14 protein-coding genes are annotated in these 18,460 nt (G+C 72.1%); 9 read left to right on the top strand and 5 right to left on the bottom strand.

Features of this window, described 5'->3' with window-relative positions:
* Positions 1 to 48: 48 nt before the first annotated feature.
* Entirely contained in the window at positions 49 to 723 is a 675-nt protein-coding gene (locus TU30_RS23920; protein ID WP_078878472.1) for a DUF3043 domain-containing protein, read from the bottom strand.
* 215 nt (positions 724 to 938) lie between these two features.
* Here TU30_RS23920 and TU30_RS23915 point away from each other — a divergent pair, with 215 nt between their 5' ends.
* The 5 genes from TU30_RS23915 (at position 939) to TU30_RS23895 (ending at position 7,538) form a co-directional block, all read left to right on the top strand.
* Positions 939 to 1,733 (top strand): PspA/IM30 family protein, encoded by a 795-nt coding sequence (locus TU30_RS23915; RefSeq protein WP_078878471.1) that lies wholly within the window; start codon positions 939 to 941, stop codon positions 1,731 to 1,733.
* A 69-nt stretch (positions 1,734 to 1,802) separates the two neighbouring features.
* The gene (locus tag TU30_RS23910; protein ID WP_042173439.1) at positions 1,803 to 2,090 is read left to right on the top strand and encodes a hypothetical protein; all 288 of its coding nucleotides are present in this window, start codon (positions 1,803 to 1,805) and stop codon (positions 2,088 to 2,090) included.
* Between the two features lie 73 nt (positions 2,091 to 2,163).
* Positions 2,164 to 3,432 carry a sensor histidine kinase gene (locus TU30_RS23905; RefSeq protein ID WP_042173436.1) on the top strand — a complete coding sequence of 423 codons (1,269 nt, stop codon included), beginning with the start codon at positions 2,164 to 2,166 and terminating at the stop codon, positions 3,430 to 3,432.
* Between the two features lie 52 nt (positions 3,433 to 3,484).
* Positions 3,485 to 4,171, top strand: a complete 687-nt coding sequence (locus TU30_RS23900) for a response regulator transcription factor (protein ID WP_042173434.1) — start codon at positions 3,485 to 3,487, stop codon at positions 4,169 to 4,171.
* A 208-nt stretch (positions 4,172 to 4,379) separates the two neighbouring features.
* Complete coding sequence (locus TU30_RS23895) at positions 4,380 to 7,538, top strand: efflux RND transporter permease subunit (RefSeq protein WP_042173433.1); 3,159 nt, start codon at positions 4,380 to 4,382, stop codon at positions 7,536 to 7,538.
* 81 nt (positions 7,539 to 7,619) lie between these two features.
* On the opposite strand, the gene nadA is transcribed toward TU30_RS23895, so the two are convergent.
* Positions 7,620 to 8,804, bottom strand: a complete 1,185-nt coding sequence (gene nadA, locus TU30_RS23890; RefSeq protein WP_042173431.1) for a quinolinate synthase NadA — start codon at positions 8,802 to 8,804, stop codon at positions 7,620 to 7,622.
* Between the two features lie 327 nt (positions 8,805 to 9,131).
* Between nadA and TU30_RS23885 the strand changes: the two genes are divergently transcribed.
* Positions 9,132 to 9,488: an iron-sulfur cluster assembly accessory protein gene (locus TU30_RS23885; protein ID WP_042173429.1), complete on the top strand. Its 357-nt coding sequence runs from the start codon at positions 9,132 to 9,134 to the stop codon at positions 9,486 to 9,488.
* Between the two features lie 113 nt (positions 9,489 to 9,601).
* Here the strand turns inward: TU30_RS23885 and TU30_RS23880 are convergent, their stop codons facing one another.
* Positions 9,602 to 11,119 carry a hypothetical protein gene (locus TU30_RS23880; RefSeq protein ID WP_234307976.1) on the bottom strand — a complete coding sequence of 506 codons (1,518 nt, stop codon included), beginning with the start codon at positions 11,117 to 11,119 and terminating at the stop codon, positions 9,602 to 9,604.
* Between the two features lie 1,245 nt (positions 11,120 to 12,364).
* Positions 12,365 to 12,574 (bottom strand): hypothetical protein, encoded by a 210-nt coding sequence (locus tag TU30_RS23875; RefSeq protein ID WP_042173427.1) that lies wholly within the window; start codon positions 12,572 to 12,574, stop codon positions 12,365 to 12,367.
* Between the two features lie 130 nt (positions 12,575 to 12,704).
* Here TU30_RS23875 and TU30_RS23870 point away from each other — a divergent pair, with 130 nt between their 5' ends.
* Positions 12,705 to 13,679 (top strand): carbohydrate kinase family protein, encoded by a 975-nt coding sequence (locus TU30_RS23870; RefSeq protein ID WP_042173425.1) that lies wholly within the window; start codon positions 12,705 to 12,707, stop codon positions 13,677 to 13,679.
* A gap of 294 nt (positions 13,680 to 13,973) precedes the next feature.
* Here TU30_RS23870 and TU30_RS23865 read toward each other — a convergent pair whose 3' ends face one another.
* Positions 13,974 to 15,419 carry a cysteine desulfurase/sulfurtransferase TusA family protein gene (locus TU30_RS23865; RefSeq protein ID WP_042173423.1) on the bottom strand — a complete coding sequence of 482 codons (1,446 nt, stop codon included), beginning with the start codon at positions 15,417 to 15,419 and terminating at the stop codon, positions 13,974 to 13,976.
* 349 nt (positions 15,420 to 15,768) lie between these two features.
* Here TU30_RS23865 and coxB point away from each other — a divergent pair, with 349 nt between their 5' ends.
* Positions 15,769 to 16,761 carry a cytochrome c oxidase subunit II gene (gene coxB, locus TU30_RS23860; protein ID WP_042173421.1) on the top strand — a complete coding sequence of 331 codons (993 nt, stop codon included), beginning with the start codon at positions 15,769 to 15,771 and terminating at the stop codon, positions 16,759 to 16,761.
* Positions 16,758 to 18,460: cytochrome c oxidase subunit I (ctaD, locus tag TU30_RS23855; RefSeq protein WP_042173600.1), on the top strand; the 1,703-nt coding region annotated here is incomplete at its 3' end. The genes coxB and ctaD, both read left to right, overlap by 4 nt.

The following is an 18,460-nucleotide window of genomic DNA, read 5'->3' as shown; positions in this document are numbered from 1 at the left end:
GCGCGGGCACCGCGGCGGGTGCCGCGCCCTCGGCGAACGGCGTGGTGCTCAGGGCCGTTCCCCGCGCTTGACCTGGGGCTTGGGCAGGCGCAGCCGGCGCATCTGCAGCGAGCGCATCAGCGCGTAGGCGACGGCGCCGCGGCGCTTGTCGTCGGGGAAGCGCTCGGCCAGCCGCTTCTTCAGCCGGAAGCCGGTCACGAGGGAGTCGAGCACGATCATCACGATCACGACGAGCCACAGCAGCAGCGCCACGTTCTGCAGCTGGGGCACCTGGATCATGCTCAGCACCAGGATGACCACCGCCATCGGCAGGAAGTACTCCGCGATGTTGAACCGCGAGTCGACGTAGTCGCGCGCGAACCGGCGCACCGGCCCCTTGTCACGGGCGGGCAGGTAGCGCTCGTCGCCGCTGGCCAGCGCCTGGCGCTGGCGCTCCATCGCGGCCCGGCGCTCGTCACGCTGCCGCTTGGCGGCCTCCTTGCGCGTCATCGACGTATTGGCCACGCTGCGCCGCTGGGTCTGGGCCTGGCTGCGCTTGGGCGTGGGGCGGCCCTTCGGGGCCTCCGGGTGGCGGGTCTGAGTGGAGTCGGTCACCGTCGCCTTGTCGGCGTGGGCCTTCTCTTCCTTGGCACGGCTACGGAACACAAAACCCAAGGGTACGGGGTGTACGGGGCAGGGTCCCAGTCCCGGGGGGAACGATCCGGCAACACCACGCGTCTGCAGAAGTACAGAAGGGGCGTTGTGTGCGACGTGGGTGCGTTGTCCGCCGGCACCCGGGGATCACCTACTCCCTGCGCCGGATCGGGAGGAGACGCAGTCGTCCTTGGGGATGAGCACATCCGCCCCCGGACAGTGCGGTAATGGATGCAGGGCCCGTACTGTGGGTTCTGTCGCAGAAGTGTGAGCCGGAGTCCGTCAGAAGGGGGCGCGCGAAGCCCATGAGCGGTGTCATGAAGCGTATGGGGATGATCTTCCGCGCGAAGGCGAACAAGGCCCTGGACCGGGCCGAGGATCCGCGCGAGACCCTCGATTACTCGTACCAGAAACAGCTGGAGCTGCTCCAGAAGGTCCGCCGGGGTGTCGCCGACGTGGCGACCAGCCGCAAGCGCCTGGAGCTCCAGCTCAACCAGCTGCAGTCCCAGTCCTCCAAGCTGGAGGACCAGGGCCGCAAGGCGCTGGCGCTGGGCCGGGAGGACCTCGCCCGCGAGGCCCTCTCCCGCCGCGCCGCCCTCCAGCAGCAGGTGACGGACCTGGAGACGCAGCACGCGACGCTCCAGGGCGAGGAGGAGAAGCTCACCCTCGCGGCCCAGCGGCTCCAGGCCAAGGTCGACGCCTTCCGTACGAAGAAGGAGACCATCAAGGCCACGTACACGGCGGCCCAGGCGCAGACCCGGATCGGCGAGGCCTTCTCCGGCATCTCCGAGGAGATGGGCGATGTCGGGCTGGCGATCCAGCGGGCCGAGGACAAGACCGCCCAGCTCCAGGCGCGGGCCGGCGCCATCGACGAGCTGCTCGCCTCCGGTGCCCTCGACGACCAGTCCGGCATGCGCAAGGACGACATCCAGGCCGAGCTGGACCGGCTCTCCGGCGGTACGGATGTGGAGCTGGAACTGCAGCGCATGAAGGCCGAGCTGGCCGGCGGCTCCTCCACGGAGAAGCAGGCCATCGAGGGCGGCAGCGAGCAGTCCCGGTCGCAGCAGCCGCAGGACACCCCGAGGTTCGACAAGCAGTGACCGCCGCACGGGACACCGACCCGTGCCGATGACGAGTGAGGCCCCCGCGCGGGTGCCCAGGAGGCCGACATGATCGTACGGATCATGGGGGAGGGGCAGGTGGCTCTGGCCGAGAGCCACCTCGCCGAGCTGGACAAACTCGACGAGGAACTCCTCGTCGAGATGGACAACGGCGACGGCCCCGGCTTCCGCCGCACCCTCACCGCCCTGCTGAACAGGGTCCACGAGCTCGGCGAGCCGCTGCCGGACGACGCGCTGGAACCCTCCGACCTCATCCTCCCCTCCCCGGACGCGACCATCGAGGAGGTCCGGGAGCTGCTCGGCGACGACGGCGACGGCCTGATCCCCGGCACATGACACCCCGGCCCGCCCGGCCGCCCGCATCCGTACGTTCCCCGTGCGCCTCCGCGACGCCGTACGGTGAACGGCTGTGAGCACCTTCCAGCGGGCCCGGCGCCGACTGCGCGCGCACCCCTTCGCTCTGGACACGGCCCTGGCCGCGGGCGTCCTGACGTGCATGCTGGCCGGCTCCCTCGTCGACCCGCACGGCCCTGACGGCGTCACCTGGACGCTGCGCGCCCCGGACCTGCTCAGCCTGGTCCTGATGGTGTTCGCCGGCGCCGCGCTCCCCTTCCGGCGCCGCGCGCCCCGCGCGGTCCTCGGCTTCACCGGCGGCGCCTCCCTGGTGGAGTCCGTCACCGGCGACCCCCGCGCCCCGGTCGCGATGTGCGTGGTCGTCGCGCTCTACACCGTCGCCTCCACCACCGACCGCCCCACCACCTGGCGGGCCGGCCTGCTCACCATGAGCGTCCTCACCGGTGCCGCCATGATCGCCGGCCCGCTGCCCTGGTACGCCCAGGAGAACCTGGGGATCTTCGCCTGGACCGGGATCGGCGCCACCGCCGGGGACGCCGTCCGCAGCCGTCGCGCCTTCGTCCGGGCCATCAGGGAACGTGCCGAGCGGGCCGAACGCACCCGGGAGGAGGAGGCCCGCCGCCGCGTCGCCGAGGAGCGCCTGCGCATCGCCCGCGACCTGCACGACGTCGTCGCCCACCACATCGCGCTGGTCAACGTCCAGGCCGGGGTCGCCGCCCATGTCATGGACAAGCGGCCCGACCAGGCCAAGGAGGCCCTCGCCCACGTACGCGAGGCCAGCCGTTCGGCGCTCGGCGAACTGCGCGCCACCGTCGGCCTGCTGCGCCAGTCCGGCGACCCCGAGGCCCCCACCGAGCCCGCCCCCGGCCTCGACCGCCTCGACGAACTCGCCGGCACCTTCCGCAGCGCCGGCCTGCGCGTCCTGGTCGCCCGCGAGGACCAGCGCCCGGACCACGTCCCCGCGCTGCCCGCCGCCGTCGACCTGGCCGCCTACCGGGTCGTCCAGGAGGCTCTCACCAACGTCCAGAAACACGCCGGCACCGAGGCGAAGGCGGAGGTCAGCGTCGTCCGGGTGGGTCCCCACCTCGAGGTCACCGTCCTCGACGACGGCACCGGCGCGGTTCACCCCGACGCCTCCGCCTCCGTCTCCGCCACCTCCGCCCCCAACGGCGACGGCGGCGGCCACGGCCTGCTCGGGATGCGGGAACGCGTCACCGCCCTGCGCGGCACCCTCACCACCGGCCCCCGCTACGGCGGAGGCTTCCGCGTCCATGCGATCCTGCCCGTCGAGACCCGCACGTCCGCGGCCCGGGGCGGTTCGTGACCCGTCCGCAGCGTGGGACGGCTGCCCGTGACCAGCACTCCTGGGGGAACCCGTGACCATCCGCGTCCTGCTCGCCGACGACCAGGCCCTGCTGCGCAGCGCCTTCCGCGTGCTCGTCGACTCCGAGCCGGACATGGAGGTGGTGGGCGAGGCCTCCGACGGCGCCGAGGCGGTCCGCCTGGCCCGCGAACAGCGCGCGGACATCGTCCTGATGGACATCCGGATGCCCGGCACCGACGGCCTCGCGGCCACCCGCCTGATCAGCGCGGACCCCGAACTCGACGGGGTCCGCGTGGTGATCCTGACGACCTTCGAGGTCGACGACTACGTGGTGCAGTCGCTGCAGGCCGGCGCCTCCGGCTTCCTCGGCAAGGGCTCCGAACCCGGCGAACTGCTGAACGCCATCCGGATCGCCGCCGAGGGCGAGGCGCTGCTGTCCCCGGCCGCCACCAAGGGCCTGATCGCCCGTTTCCTCGCCCAGGAGGGCACGGCCGACGGCGCCGGCCGCGACCCGGCCCGCGCGCAGCGGCTCGACTCACTGACCGTGCGGGAACGCGAAGTGCTGGTCCAGGTCGCCGGCGGCCACTCCAACGACGAGATCGCCCAACGCCTGGAGGTCAGCCCGCTGACCGTCAAGACACACGTCAACCGGGCCATGTCCAAGCTCGGCGCCCGCGACCGGGCCCAACTGGTCGTGACCGCCTACGAGTCCGGCCTGGTCCGCCCGAGGACGGACTGAACGCGACCGCGTGTACTGCGGCGGGAGTACTCGGCGCCCGGAGGAACGGGACCTCGGGCCTACGGATCGACCCCGCCGATGCGCCACTGTGTAGAGCGCGCACCCGGCTCGGCCCGGCCGTGCCCCGCCCGTGCCCGTGCGTCGGACGGTGCCGGTGACCGCACTTCCGACCGCTCACAGACGCCCACAGAAGAGAGATCCGTAACCCATGTCCTGGCTGGCCAGATTCAGCCTCGCGCAACGCGCGCTGATCGGTCTCATGTCGATCGTCGCGCTCGTGTTCGGGGCGATCGCGATACCTCAGCTCAAGCAGCAGCTGCTGCCCACCATCGAACTGCCCATGGTCTCCGTGATCGCCCCCTACCAGGGTGCGTCCCCGGACGTGGTGGAGAAGCAGGTCGTCGAGCCCATCGAGAACAACCTGGAGGCCGTCGACGGCATCTCCGGTGTCACCTCGACGGCCAGCGAGGGCAACGCCGTGATCATGGCGTCCTTCGACTTCGGCAACGAGACCGAACAGCTCGTCGCCGACGTCCAGCAGGCCGTCAACCGGGCCCGCGTCCTGCTTCCCGACGACGTGGACCCGCAGGTCGTCGCCGGCAGCACCGACGACATCCCGACCGTGGTCCTCGCCGTCACCTCCGACGAGGACCAGCAGGCCCTCGCCGACCGGCTCGACCGGACCGTGGTCACCGAACTCGAGGGCATCGACGGCGTCGGCCAGGTCACCGTGGACGGCGTCCGGGACCTCCAGGTCACCGTCACCCCCGACGACGCCGAGCTCGCCGACGCCGGTCTCACGGCGCAGGCGCTCGCCCAGGCCCTCCAGGCGGGCGGCGCGACCGTCCCGGCCGGTTCCTTCGACGAGGACGGCGCCAACCGCACCGTCCAGGTCGGCGGCGGCTACACCTCGCTCGAGCAGATCGAGGACCTGATGGTCACCGGACAGCCCGGTGAGGGCAAGCCGGTCCGCCTCGGCTCCGTGGCCGAGGTCGAGCAGCAGGAGGCCAGGGCCGACTCCCTCACCCGCACCAACGGCGAGCCCAGCCTCGCCGTGGTCGTCACCATGGACCACGACGGCAGCGCCGTCGCGATCTCGGACGCCGTCGAGGAGAAGCTGCCCGACCTGCGCGAATCCCTCGGCTCGGGCGCCGAACTCACGGTCGTCAGCGACCAGGGCCCGGCCGTCGCCAAGGCCATCGAGGGCCTGACCACCGAGGGCACCCTCGGTCTGGTCTTCGCGGTCCTGGTGATCCTGGTCTTCCTCGCCTCGATCCGCTCGACCCTCGTCACCGCGGTGTCCATCCCGCTGTCCGTCGTGCTCGCGCTGATCGTGCTGTGGACGCGCGACCTGTCGCTGAACATGCTGACCCTCGGCGCGCTGACCATCGCGGTCGGCCGGGTCGTGGACGACTCCATCGTCGTCCTGGAGAACATCAAACGGCACCTCGGCTACGGCGAGGAGCGCCGTGAGGCGATCCTGGGCGCCGTCCGCGAGGTGGCCGGCGCGGTGACGTCCGCGACGTTCACCACCGTCGCCGTCTTCCTGCCGATCGGCCTGGTCGGCGGCATGGTGGGCGAGCTGTTCGGCTCCTTCAGCATCACCGTCACGGCGGCGCTGCTCGCCTCCCTGCTGGTGTCGCTGACGGTCGTCCCCGTCCTGTCGTACTGGTTCCTGCGTCCCCCGAAGGGCACCCCCGAGGACGCCGAGGAGGCCCGCAGGCTGGCCGAGGAGAAGGAGGCGAAGAGCCGCCTCCAGAAGTTCTACGTCTCCGTCCTGCGCTTCGCCACCCGGCGCAGGCCGGCCAGCATCGCCATCGCGGTCGTCGTCCTGATCGGCACGTTCGGCATGACCCCGCTGCTCAAGACCAACTTCTTCGACCAGGGCGAGCAGCAGGTCCTCACGGTCCGTCAGGAGCTGGAGCCCGGCACCAGCCTCGAGGCGACCGACGCGCAGGCCAGGAAGGTCGAGAAGCTGCTCGGCGACACCGAGGGCGTCAGGGACCACCAGGTCACCATCGGCTCGTCCGGCTTCATGGCGGCCTTCGGCGGCGGCACGGACACCAACCAGGCCAGCTACCAGGTGATGCTGGAGGACTCCGCGTCCTCCGAGGACGTGCGGGAGCGCCTCGAGAAGGGCCTCGCCGGACTCGACGGCATCGGCACCACCACCATCGCGGGCGGCGACGGATTCGCCAGCCAGGACCTGAGCGTCGTCGTCAAGGCGGCCGACGCGCAGGTGCTGCGCAAGGCGGCCGACCGGGTACAGGAGGCCGTGGCCTCGCTGGACGACGTCACGGACGTCACCAGCGACCTGTCGCAGAGCGTTCCGCGGATCTCCGTGGAGGCCACCTCCCGTGCCGCCGCGGCCGGGTTCGACAGCCGGACGCTCGGCGCGGCCGTCGCCCAGGCGGTCCGGGGCACCCCGGCGGCCAAGGCGGTCCTCGACGACACCGAGCGCGACGTCGTCATCCGCTCGGCCGAACCGGCCACCACCCTGGCCGAGCTGAAGAAGCTGCGCCTGGGCCCGGTGGAGCTGGGCGACATCGCCACCGTCGAGCTGAAGGACGGCCCGGTGTCCATGACCCGGATCGACGGCCAGCGCTCCGCCACCGTCACCGCCCGCCCGACCGGTGACAACACCGGCGCGGTCAGCGCCGAGCTCCAGACGAAGATCGACGCGCTCGCCCTCCCGGCGGGCGCGACGGCCGAGATCGGCGGCGTGTCCGAGGACCAGGACGAGGCGTTCGCCAACCTGGGCCTGGCGATGCTCGCGGCGATCGCGATCATCTTCATGCTGCTCGTCGGCACCTTCCGGTCGCTCGCCCAGCCGCTGATCCTGCTGGTGTCCATCCCCTTCGCGGCGACGGGCGCGATCGGCCTGCTGATCGTCACGGGCACCCCGATGGGCGTCCCGGCGATGATCGGCATGCTGATGCTGACCGGCATCGTGGTCACCAACGCGATCGTGCTGATCGACCTGATCAACCAGTACCGCGCCCAGGGCCACGGCGTCGTCGAGGCCGTGATCGAGGGCGGCCGGCACCGGCTGCGCCCGATCCTCATGACGGCCCTGGCGACGATCTTCGCCCTGCTCCCGATGGCGCTCGGCGTCACCGGCGAGGGCGGCTTCATCGCCCAGCCGCTGGCCGTGGTGGTGATCGGCGGTCTGATCACGTCGACGGTGCTGACCCTGCTCCTGGTGCCGACGCTCTACGCGATGCTGGAGCTCCGCAAGGAGCGGCGCGCGAAGAAGAAGGCGCTGAAGAGGGGCACGGCGGACGAGGAGCCGAAGACGTCGGAGACGTCCGGGGAATCCGGCGGGTCCGCCGGACCCGCGGGCGACCCGGAGCCGGCGCAGGTCTGACCTGTTCCCGCCCCGCACAACGGCGACGGCCCGCCCGGAACCCCGGTTCCGGGCGGGCCGTCGCCGTCACCGCACCGCGCGTCACGGCAGTGCGAGCATCCGCTCCAGGGCCAGCTTGGCGAACTCCTCGGTCTCCTTGTCCACCTCGATGCGGTTGACCGGGTTGCCCTCCGCCAGCGACTCCAGGGCCCACACCAGGTGGGGGAGGTCGATGCGGTTCATCGTGGAGCAGAAGCAGACCGTCCTGTCCAGGAAGACGATCTCCTTGCCCTCGGGAGCGAAACGGTTCGCCAGCCGGCGCACCAGGTTCAGCTCCGTGCCGATCGCCCACTTGGAACCGGCCGGGGCGGCCTCCAGCTTCTTGATGATGTACTCGGTCGACCCGACGTGGTCCGCCGCGGCCACGACCTCGTGCCGGCACTCGGGGTGCACCAGGACGTTGACGCCCGGAACGCGCTCGCGCACGTCGTTGACCGAGTCCAGGCTGAAGCGGCCGTGCACCGAGCAGTGGCCGCGCCACAGGATCATCTTCGCGGCCCGCAGCTCGTCCGCCGTCAGTCCGCCGTTCGGCTTGTGCGGGTTGTAGACGACGCAGTCCTCCAGGGACATCCCCAGGTCCCGCACCGCGGTGTTGCGGCCGAGGTGCTGGTCGGGGAGGAAGAGGACCTGCTCGCCCTGCTCGAAGGCCCAGTCGAGGGCGCGCTTCGCGTTGGAGGAGGTGCAGATGGTGCCGCCGTGCCTGCCGGTGAAGGCCTTGATGTCGGCGGAGGAGTTCATGTACGAGACGGGCACGACCCGGTCGGACATCCCGGCCTCGGTCAGCACGTCCCAGCACTCCGCGACCTGCTCGGCGGTGGCCATGTCCGCCATGGAGCAGCCGGCCGCGAGATCCGGCAGGACCACCTTCTGGTCGTCGCCGGTGAGGATGTCCGCGGACTCGGCCATGAAGTGCACACCGCAGAACACGATGTACTCGGCCTGCGGGCGCGCGGCGGCGTCCCTGGCCAGCTTGAACGAGTCGCCCGTGACGTCGGCGAACTGGATGACCTCGTCGCGCTGGTAGTGGTGGCCGAGCACGAAGACCTTGTCCCCGAGCTTCTCCTTGGCGGCGCGGGCGCGCTCCACCAGGTCAGGGTCGGACGGTGAGGGGAGGTCACCGGGACACTCCACACCGCGCTCGCTCCTCGGGTCGGCCTCCCGGCCGAGGAGCAACAGGGCGAGGGGCGTCGGCTGTACGTCGAGCTCCTGGGTCTGGGCGGTGGTCACGACACGCACCCTTTCTGTTCTGCGGTCGGCCGGGCCCGTGAGGACCGGACCGGCGGGACAAGCGGGACACCGGTTCGACTTTTCGTCGAATTGACACTATCTATCATAACCGGCTCGCGTCGGTTTGACGACGGCCATAGCGTCCATGTGACGTGAATCCCGGCGGCGGCCCGCGCATTCCCCGTCCGGGCCGTTTTCCGCTCGCCGGGGCGTGTGCGAGCATGAAGACGGAGCCGAGAGAACACGTTCCCGGCCCGGAATGAATCCGCGGCCCCGTCGGTTGCAACCGTCGGCAAGCAGTCTCCGTACAACCCGGGAGAGATGTAGATGTCCGTATCGGACGAGACCACCACCGCCACCGACGGCATCATCGTGACCGAAGCCGCCGCGGCCAAGGTCAAGGCGCTGCTCGACCAGGAAGGCCGTGACGACCTCGCCCTGCGCGTCGCCGTCCAGCCCGGCGGCTGCTCCGGCCTGCGCTACCAGCTCTTCTTCGACGAGCGTTCCCTCGACGGCGACGTGGAGAAGGACTTCGACGGCGTCAAGGTCGTCACCGACCGGATGAGCGCCCCGTACCTGGGCGGTGCCACCATCGACTTCGTCGACACCATCGAGAAGCAGGGCTTCACCATCGACAACCCGAACGCCACGGGCTCCTGCGCCTGCGGCGACTCCTTCAGCTGAGCGGTCCCCGACTCCGCTTCGGGACCCGTTCCCGGGCGGCACGGCGCGCCGGCACCACGGAGGCGGCGGTCCCGTCCGGACGGGACCGCCGCCTCCGGGCCTTCAGCCCTTCGTCACCCCTTCGAGGGCGGCGCGGGCAGCCGCGCGCCGTCCTTGCGCAGCGGCACCGGCTCACCGTCGGCGTCCACCACCTCGCGGGCACCCAGCGGCGCGTCGAGCCGCACCGTCTGCTGGTACTGCTTGGCGATCAGGATGCAGACCTTGTCCGGCCAGGGCGTCTCGGTCACGGTGACCGTGACCCGGCCGCCGCTCTCGCTCGCCGCCGCCTCGTAGTCGGCGCACACCCCGCCGGTGAAGGTCACCGTCAGCTCGTCGCCCTCGGCGGTGTAGCCCTCGACGGCCACCTCGCGCGCAGTCGGCGACGAGGTCGGCCGGTCGCCGTCCCCCGGCTTCGCCGGTTCCGTGCTCGATTCCCCGGACGACGCCCGCGGGGCGAGGTATTCCGGCTCGACCGCCGGATACGTCACCGTGCCGCCGTCCTGCGCGTCCGTCGGCCGCACCTCGAACAGCCAGGACGGCACGAGCGCCTGCTGCCCGTCCACCGCGTGCGCGGCCAGCCCGAACACCGCCCCCTCGACCACGACCGTGTCCTTGGCGGGCAGGGGCGACACCGTGACGCACGGCTCCTGCCGCTCCTGCCGGTCACCGTCCTCCAGCGGTACGGGAGTGGCACAGCCGCCGATCTCCGCGCGCCCGCCGGCGCCGGGTGCCGTGTTCAGCAGCTCCAGCGCCTCCTCGGCGCCCACCACGGGGTACGTGTCCGCCTTCACCGGCGTCGACAGCCGGCCGCTGCCGCCGACCACCTCGCCCCCGGCGCCGACGACCACGCCGGTCGTCCAGCCGTGCGTCGGCAGACCGCCGACCTCCGGTTCCGCGTTCACCACCCGTTTGACGCCCGTGACCCGGCCGGCGTCGAGTTTCGCGTCGTCCTGGCCCAGCGCCTTCAGCACGGGCGCGGCGGCCTTCTTCGCGGCCTCCTCGCTCACCGCGGGGGCGTCGCCGGCCGACGGGGCCTTGCACGTCCCGCCCTTGCCCGTACAGGCGTCGGGGCCCGGCGTGTACCGGCTGAACGTCCAGGTGCCGGGGGCGCCGCGGTCCACCCGCAGGGTGGGCCCACTGCCGTCCTTGCCGCCGATCCGCCAGGCCTCGCCCTCCGCCACCGGCTTCCCGTCGATCCCGAGCGCCTCCGCGAGCCCGGCCACCTGCGCCTCGGTGACCTGCCCCCGGGTGCGGTACACCGGCGCCGCGTCGGGACCGTCGGGGAGAGGGCCGTCCGCGCGGTAGGCGGCGCCGTACGGGTTGGGCTCACCCGGCGCGATGCCGTGCGTGCCGCCCCCGGCGTAGGCGTCGAGGGCGAGCGGCGGGGGAGTGCCCCCGCCGTTGGCCCCCGGAGTCGTACCGCCGCCGTCCGGCCCGCCGGAGGCACTGGCGGCGAGATACGCCCCGCCGCCCCCGACCAGCAGCACCGCCGCGGCCACCGCCGCCACCAGCCCCGGCGACCGCCGCCGCCCGGCTCCGTGCCCGTCACCACCGTGTACGCCGGCGGGGGTCGCGCCGGCACCGTGGCCCACGCCGGCAGGTCCCTCGTCCGCGCCCGGCACCGGACCGTCGTCGGCGGCTGCCCCTACGGGTGAGGCCCCGGCCGTGCCGGTCCCGTGTTCCCCGGCCGCTGCCCCTCCGGGTGCGGGCGCGTCGGGCCCGGAAACCCCGGTGGCCGAGGATCCGGCCTCCGGTTCTTCGGCCACCGCGGCCCCGCCCCGAGGGGCGTCCTCCACGGACCCGCTCCCGGCGGCCCGGTCCACGCCGCCGTCCGTCTCCGCGGTGTCGGTCTGTGCGCCTCCGGTGGCCGGAGTCCCGGCCTCCGGGCTCCCGGCCCCGCCGCCGTGCGGCCTCCCGGGCGTGCTCTTCGATGCCTGGTCCCCGGCTTCGCCGGCCTGCGCGGCACCGCTCGCGGCGGCGGCGGAATCCGACGTCGGGACCTCGGCGTCGTCTGCTTCCGGCGCCTCGGGCGCGGTCGCGTCCGTGTCCTCCGAGGCCGCCGACGCGTGGGCGTCGGCGCGTACGGAACCGGACTCCCCGGCCCGGGTTCCGGAGACGTCCGCCCGCGGTGCCCCGGATTCCGCGCGGGGGACGCCCGCGTCCGTGTCCACAGGTTTCGGCGCGGACGGCGCGGACGGCGTGGACGCCGCGGACGCGTCGGCGGACGAGGAACCGGCCTGCGCGTCCCCGGCGGGCGGAGATTCGGGCGCGGGGTCTTCGGGTGCCGGCTGCTCACCCCGGGCCCGGGGGGCCGCCGTGGATCCGCTCTCCGGGCCCCCGCCTCCGGCGTCCCCCGTCGCCGCGCCGGCTGTCATGCCGGTCGTCGTGTCCTCGGGCCGCCCGGGGGTGGTACGGGATTCCGCCGCTTCCGGGGCCCCTTCGTGCTCGCCCTCCGGCGCCCCGCCGCCCTCCGCCCCGGTGTCCCCGGTGCCCTCCCCCTGCTCCCCGGCCACGGCAGCGGGAGCTTCGGGGGCGGGGCCGGGCGCGGCGGCGTCCCGGGGCCGCGCGCCCCGCGGGGTGTCCGCGCCGTCGGCCGAAGCGCCCCCGGTGTCGCGCGCGCTGCCGAAGGCCCGTGCCTCGGCGTCGTCGTTGTCGGGTCGCTCGGTGTTCACCGCATCGCTCCTTCGGCTGCACAGCTGTCCCTGAAGACCCTGCCCGGTCGCACCCGGACTGCTGAGGGGTCGTATCCCGCGTCCCCTTTACGGGGGACAGCGATGGGACGCAGCGGGGGAGCGCACGGTTCCCCGGGCGCCGGTCCGGCCGCGGAGGAACCCGGCTCAGTCCCCGTACTCGGACATCGCGTCCAGCAGCCGGGCGGAGGACGAGGGCACGGACACGCCGTGGATCAGGGACGGAGGGACCGGGCGGGCGGCGCCCCGGTCCGGTGCCGTCCAACGGGGAGCCATCCGGGCGCAGTCGCCGCGCAGCGACGCCAGGCCGCCTTCCAGGTCGGCCTGAGTGGGGGCATGGACCCTGAGGTTCGTCATGTCGGCACCGTACGCAGGCCGCGGGTCACGGCGAAAGATCTACTATCGGGTAGTTTTGTCGGTCTTCAACGAGCGGCTCCCACCCGATAGCGTGGACCGTCAATCCCCCTCCCCCAGGAGAGTCCACGCCGTGCGCATCGCAGTCACCGGCTCCATCGCCACCGACCACCTCATGACCTTCCCCGGCCGCTTCGCCGACCAGTTCGTCGCGGACCAGCTGCACACGGTCTCGCTGTCCTTCCTGGTCGACAACCTCGACGTACGCCGGGGCGGCGTGGGCGCGAACATCGCCTTCGGCATGGGGCAGCTCGGCACCCGGCCGATCCTGGCCGGCGCCGCGGGCTTCGACTTCGACGACTACCGGGCCTGGCTGGAGCGGCACGGCGTCGACACCGGCTCCGTCCGTATCTCCGAGACGCTGCACACCGCCCGCTTCGTGGTCACCACGGACGCCGACCACAACCAGATCGGCTCCTTCTACACGGGCGCGATGAGCGAGGCCCGGCTGATCGAGCTGAAGGCCGTCGCCGACCGCGTGGGCGGCCTCGACCTGGTCCTCATCGGCGCCGACGACCCGGAGGGCATGCTCCGGCACACCGAGGAGTGCCGCACCCGGAACATCCCGTTCGCCGCCGACTTCTCCCAGCAGATCGCCCGGATGAACGGGGAGGAGATCCGGATACTGCTGGACGGGGCGACCTACCTCTTCTCCAACGAGTACGAGAAGGGGCTCATCGAGAGCAAGACCGGCTGGTCCGACGCCGAGATCCTCGGCAAGGTCGGCCACCGGGTCACCACCCTCGGCTCCCGCGGGGTGCGCATCGAGCGTGCGGGCGAGGACCCCATCGAGGTCGGCTGCGCCCAGGAGGAGCGCAAGACGGACCCCACCGGAGTGGGCGACGCCTTCCGCGCCGGGTTCCTGTCCGGACTGACCTGGGGCGTCTCGCTGGAGCGTGCCGCGCAGGTCGGCTGCATGCTCGCCACCCTGGTCATCGAGACCGTCGGCACCCAGGAGTACGAGCTGAGCCGCGCCCACTTCATGGAGCGCTTCGCCCGGGCCTACGGCGAAGAGCCCGCGGCCGAGGTGAAGAAGCACCTGGCCTGAGACACCGGGGATGCACGACCTCCGGCGGGTCACCGGGCCCCGGGGCCACCGGCTCCCGGGGTTCCGGGTCCCCGCGGCCGCCGCTCCTTGAGGGCCGGTGTCCTCGGGGCCGCTGTCGGTGCATTCCGTGACGGGCCGTGAGGGGCGCGTTCGTCCCACCAGGACGCCGCTCGGGCGGCGTGCCGCCGGGACGGACGCCCCCTCACGGCCTCGGGGCCGGCCGGCACCGGCCGGCCGACGCGTCAACAGCGTCCCCCGGGGGTTCCGGGTCCCCGAGGGCCCCGGCCCCGTCGTTCACGAGACCCGGCGGACCACATGGGCCGAGCCCCGGTCCGCCGGCTCCTCACCCACGTACTCCTGCCCCCGCATCTCGCACCACGCCGGGATGTCCAGCCGGGCGGCCTCGTCGTCCGCGAGGACCCGCACCGTGCCGCCCACGGGCACGTCGCCGATCACCCGGGCCAGCTCGATCACCGGGACCGGGCACCGCCGGCCCAGCGCGTCCACGACCAGCGCACCGGCGGCCGCGGCCTCGCCGGCCGGCGCGTCCACGAGCGGGGCGCCGCTCCCCTCGCCGTCCCGCTCCGCGCCCCGTACGCCCCCGGCCGTCACCGGTGCCCCCAGCTTCTCCCGCACCCCCGCCACCACCCCCGGCAGGACCGTCAGGAACCGCTCGACGTCCTCGGCCGGTGTCCCCGGCGGCAGCGAGACGCGGACGTTGCCCTCGCTCAGCACCCCCATCGCCCTCAGCACATGGCTCGGGGTGAGCGTGCTGCTCGTGCACGACGAACCCGACGACACGGAGAAGCCGGCGGCGTCCAGCTCGTGCAGCACCGTCTCCCCGTCGACGTAGAGGCAGGAGAAGGTGACGATCCCCGGCAGCCGCCGCTCCGGATCACCGGCCACCTCCGCCTCCGGCACCAACGCCGGCACCCGCGCCCGGATCCGCTCCGTCAGTTCCCGCAGACGCGCCGCCTCCTCGGCCGCCTCGGCGCGCACCGCCCGCAGCGAGGCCGCCGCGGCCACCACCGCCGGGATGTTCTCGAACCCGGCCGCCCGCCCCGACTCCCGTTCGTCCGCCGGCCCCTGGGGAGCGAACCGCGTCCCCTTGCGCACCACGAGCAGTCCGACACCCGGCGGGCCGCCCCACTTGTGGGCGCTCGCCGTGAGCAGCGACCAGCCGCCCGCCACCGGCCCCCAGCCCAGTGACTGGGCCGCGTCCACCAGCAGCGGCACACCCGCCGCTCGGCACGCCCCGGCCACCTCGGCCACCGGCTGCACCGTCCCCACTTCGTGATTGGCCGACTGGAGACAGGCCAGCGCGGTGTCCGGCCGCAGCGCCCCGGCGAACGCCTCCGGGGCCACGGCACCCGTGCGGTCCACCCCGACCTCGGTGACCGAACCGCCCCGCGCCTCGTGGACTTCAGCTGTATGGAGGACAGAGGAATGTTCGACCGCTGACACGATCAGGTGGCGCCCCACGCGTCGGCGCCCGGCCAGCGCCCCCTCGATCCCGGTGTGCACCGCCCGCGTGCCGGACGGCGTGAACACCAGCTCGTCCGGACGGCATTCCACCACCTCCGCCACCGCCTCGCGCGCCGCGTCCAGCAGCAGCCGGGCCCGCCTGCCCTCCCGGTACAGCCGTGCCGGATCGGCCCACCCCTCGTCCAGCGCAGCCAACAGGGCCTGACGGCCGACGGGATGGAGCGGAGCGGCGGACGCGGCGTCGAAGTAGGACATACGGCAACGGTAAGCCGCGGGCCCGGCCGGGAGAGGTGAGGGGAGGGGAGGGGAGGACAGGGCGCGTGGAAGGTGCGGGGGCGTGCGCGCATCGGAGCCCTCCGTGCCCGCCGGGCTCGGCCGTTACCGCCGCACAAGCCGCACTCCCGGCCATTGGGCGCGCCTTCCCACCCCTTCGGGGTGACGGGCGGCGCGTATGCCCCCCTCCCCGCGAGCCCCCGAGAGGCGTCGGCTAGGGTTTGGTCCGCATAAACATCCAAACCCCTGCCCGACGCAGGGCGGCGACCGACCAGCGAGAAGGCCAGGCCGCAGCCGTACAGCGCGGGCGAGACTCTCGGGAAGGCGCTACGTGAGTCCCAACGGCTCCGACCTCCCCCACTGCCTGAAGGGCGTGGGAGGTACCCCCAAGCTGCGGCGCCCGATGCGGCGGAAGCTGCTGCAGGCACTGACCGCGGGCCTGGTCCTGGCAACCGCCACCGGTTGCACGTGGGAGGACTTCCCTCGCCTTGGTATGCCCACCCCCACCACGGAAGAGGCTCCCCGGATCCTCTCCCTCTGGCAGGGGTCCTGGGCCGCCGCGCTCGCCATCGGCGTGCTGGTGTGGGGTCTGATCCTGTGGAGTGCTTTCTTCCACCGGCGCAGCCGCACCAAGGTCGAGGTACCTCCGCAGACCCGGTACAACATGCCCATCGAGGCGCTGTACACCGTGGTTCCGCTCATCATCGTCTCGGTCTTCTTCTTCTTCACGGCCCGTGACGAGTCCGAGCTCCTGAAGCTCCAGGCGAAGCCGGACGTCACGGTGAACGTCGTCGGCTTCCAGTGGAGCTGGTGCTTCAACTACATCGAGAACGTCGAGGGTTCCACCGGCGACGCCAGGACCGCCAAGGAGCTCGACGGGGTCCCGGACCGTTACAAGGAGGCCTTCCCGGCCGACGCCGGCGGTGTCAACGACTGCGGCACCCCCTCCACGCGGAACCCGCAGACCAACAACCCGGGCCCCACCCTGTGGCTGCCCGAGGGCAAGCGGGTCCGCTTCGTCCTGACCTCGCGGGACGTCATCCACTCCTTCTGGGTGGTGCCGTTCCTGATGAAGCAGGACGTCATCCCGGGTCACCCCAACGCCTTCGAGGTGACCCCCAACCGTGAGGGCACCTTCCTCGGCAAGTGCGCCGAGCTCTGCGGCGTGGACCACGCCCGGATGCTGTTCAACGTGAAGGTCGTCTCCCCCGAGCGCTACGAGCAGCACCTCCAGGAACTCGCGGAGAAGGGGCAGACCGGTTACGTGCCCTCCGGCATCGAGCAGACGAGCCACGAGAAGAACCGGGAGGCGAACATCCTGTGAGCATCCTCAATGAACCCCAGGGTGCCGCAGCGTCTGTGGGCTCCTACGAGAGCGAGCAGCCGGTCCGGCGCAAGCAGCCCGGCAACGTGGTCGTCAAGTGGCTCACCACCACCGACCACAAGACGATCGGCACGCTGTATCTGGTGACGTCGTTCGTGTTCTTCTGCATCGGCGGCGTGATGGCGCTCGTCATGCGCGCCGAGCTGGCCCGGCCGGGCCTGCAGGTCATGTCGAACGAGCAGTTCAACCAGGCGTTCACGATGCACGGCACGATCATGCTGCTGATGTTCGCGACGCCCCTGTTCGCCGGCTTCGCGAACTGGATCATGCCGCTCCAGATCGGCGCGCCCGACGTCGCCTTCCCGCGGCTGAACATGTTCGCCTACTGGCTCTACCTGTTCGGCTCGCTCATCGCGGTCGGCGGCTTCCTCACCCCGGACGGGGCCGCCAGCTTCGGCTGGTTCGCCTATTCCCCGCTGTCGGACGCCATCCGCTCGCCGGGTGTCGGCGCCGACATGTGGATCATGGGTCTGGCGTTCTCCGGCTTCGGCACGATCCTCGGTGCGGTCAACTTCATCACCACGATCATCTGCATGCGCGCTCCCGGCATGACGATGTTCCGCATGCCGATCTTCACCTGGAACGTGCTGCTGACCGGTGTGCTGGTCCTGCTCGCCTTCCCGGTGCTCGCCGCGGCGCTGTTCGCGCTGGAGGTGGACCGCAAGTTCGGGGCGCACATCTTCGATCCTGCCAACGGCGGGGCGTTGCTCTGGCAGCACCTGTTCTGGTTCTTCGGCCACCCCGAGGTGTACATCATCGCGCTGCCGTTCTTCGGCATCGTCTCCGAGATCATCCCGGTCTTCTCCCGCAAGCCGATCTTCGGCTACATGGGTCTGATCGGCGCGACCATCGCGATCGCGGGCCTGTCGGTGACGGTGTGGGCGCACCACATGTACGTCACGGGTGGTGTGCTGCTGCCGTTCTTCTCGTTCATGACCTTCCTGATCGCGGTCCCCACGGGTGTGAAGTTCTTCAACTGGCTGGGCACCATGTGGAAGGGGTCGCTGAGCTTCGAGACACCGATGCTCTGGTCGGCGGGCTTCCTGGTGACCTTCCTCTTCGGCGGTCTGACGGGTGTCATCCTGGCCTCGCCGCCGCTGGACTTCCACGTCTCGGACTCGTACTTCGTGGTGGCGCACTTCCACTACGTGGTGTTCGGCACGGTCGTCTTCGCGATGTTCGCCGGCTTCCACTTCTGGTGGCCGAAGTTCACCGGCAAGATGCTCGACGAACGGCTCGGCAAGATCACCTTCTGGACGCTGTTCGCCGGCTTCCACGGCACGTTCCTGGTCCAGCACTGGCTGGGTGCCGAGGGCATGCCGCGCCGCTACTCGGACTACCTGGCCGCCGACGGCTTCACCGCGCTGAACACGGTCTCCACCATCGCCTCGTTCCTGCTCGGCATGTCGATGCTGCCGTTCCTCTACAACATCTGGAAGACGGCCAAGTACGGCAGGAAGGTCGAGGTCGACGACCCGTGGGGCTACGGCCGTTCGCTCGAATGGGCGACGTCGTGCCCGCCGCCGCGGCACAACTTCACCTCTCTGCCGCGGATCCGCAGCGAATCCCCGGCGTTCGACCTGCACCACCCGGAGATCGCCGCGCTCGACCAGCTCGAGAACACCGGTCACGGTGAGAA

This window comes from Streptomyces sp. NBRC 110035, assembly GCF_000829695.1.
Classification (GTDB): domain Bacteria; phylum Actinomycetota; class Actinomycetes; order Streptomycetales; family Streptomycetaceae; genus Streptomyces.
This window is presented reverse-complemented; position numbering and strand designations above follow the sequence as displayed.

Bases quoted from the DNA above. Each gene is read 5' to 3' on its own strand.
- TU30_RS23915 (WP_078878471.1), top strand. From the start codon at position 939: ATGAGCGGTGTCATGAAGCGTATGGGGATGATCTTCCGCGCGAAGGCG.
- TU30_RS23910 (WP_042173439.1), top strand. From the start codon at position 1,803: ATGATCGTACGGATCATGGGGGAGGGGCAGGTGGCTCTGGCCGAGAGC.
- TU30_RS23895 (WP_042173433.1), top strand. From the start codon at position 4,380: ATGTCCTGGCTGGCCAGATTCAGCCTCGCGCAACGCGCGCTGATCGGT.
- TU30_RS23885 (WP_042173429.1), top strand. From the start codon at position 9,132: ATGTCCGTATCGGACGAGACCACCACCGCCACCGACGGCATCATCGTG.
- TU30_RS23875 (WP_042173427.1), bottom strand. From the start codon at position 12,574: ATGACGAACCTCAGGGTCCATGCCCCCACTCAGGCCGACCTGGAAGGC.
- TU30_RS23865 (WP_042173423.1), bottom strand. From the start codon at position 15,419: ATGTCCTACTTCGACGCCGCGTCCGCCGCTCCGCTCCATCCCGTCGGC.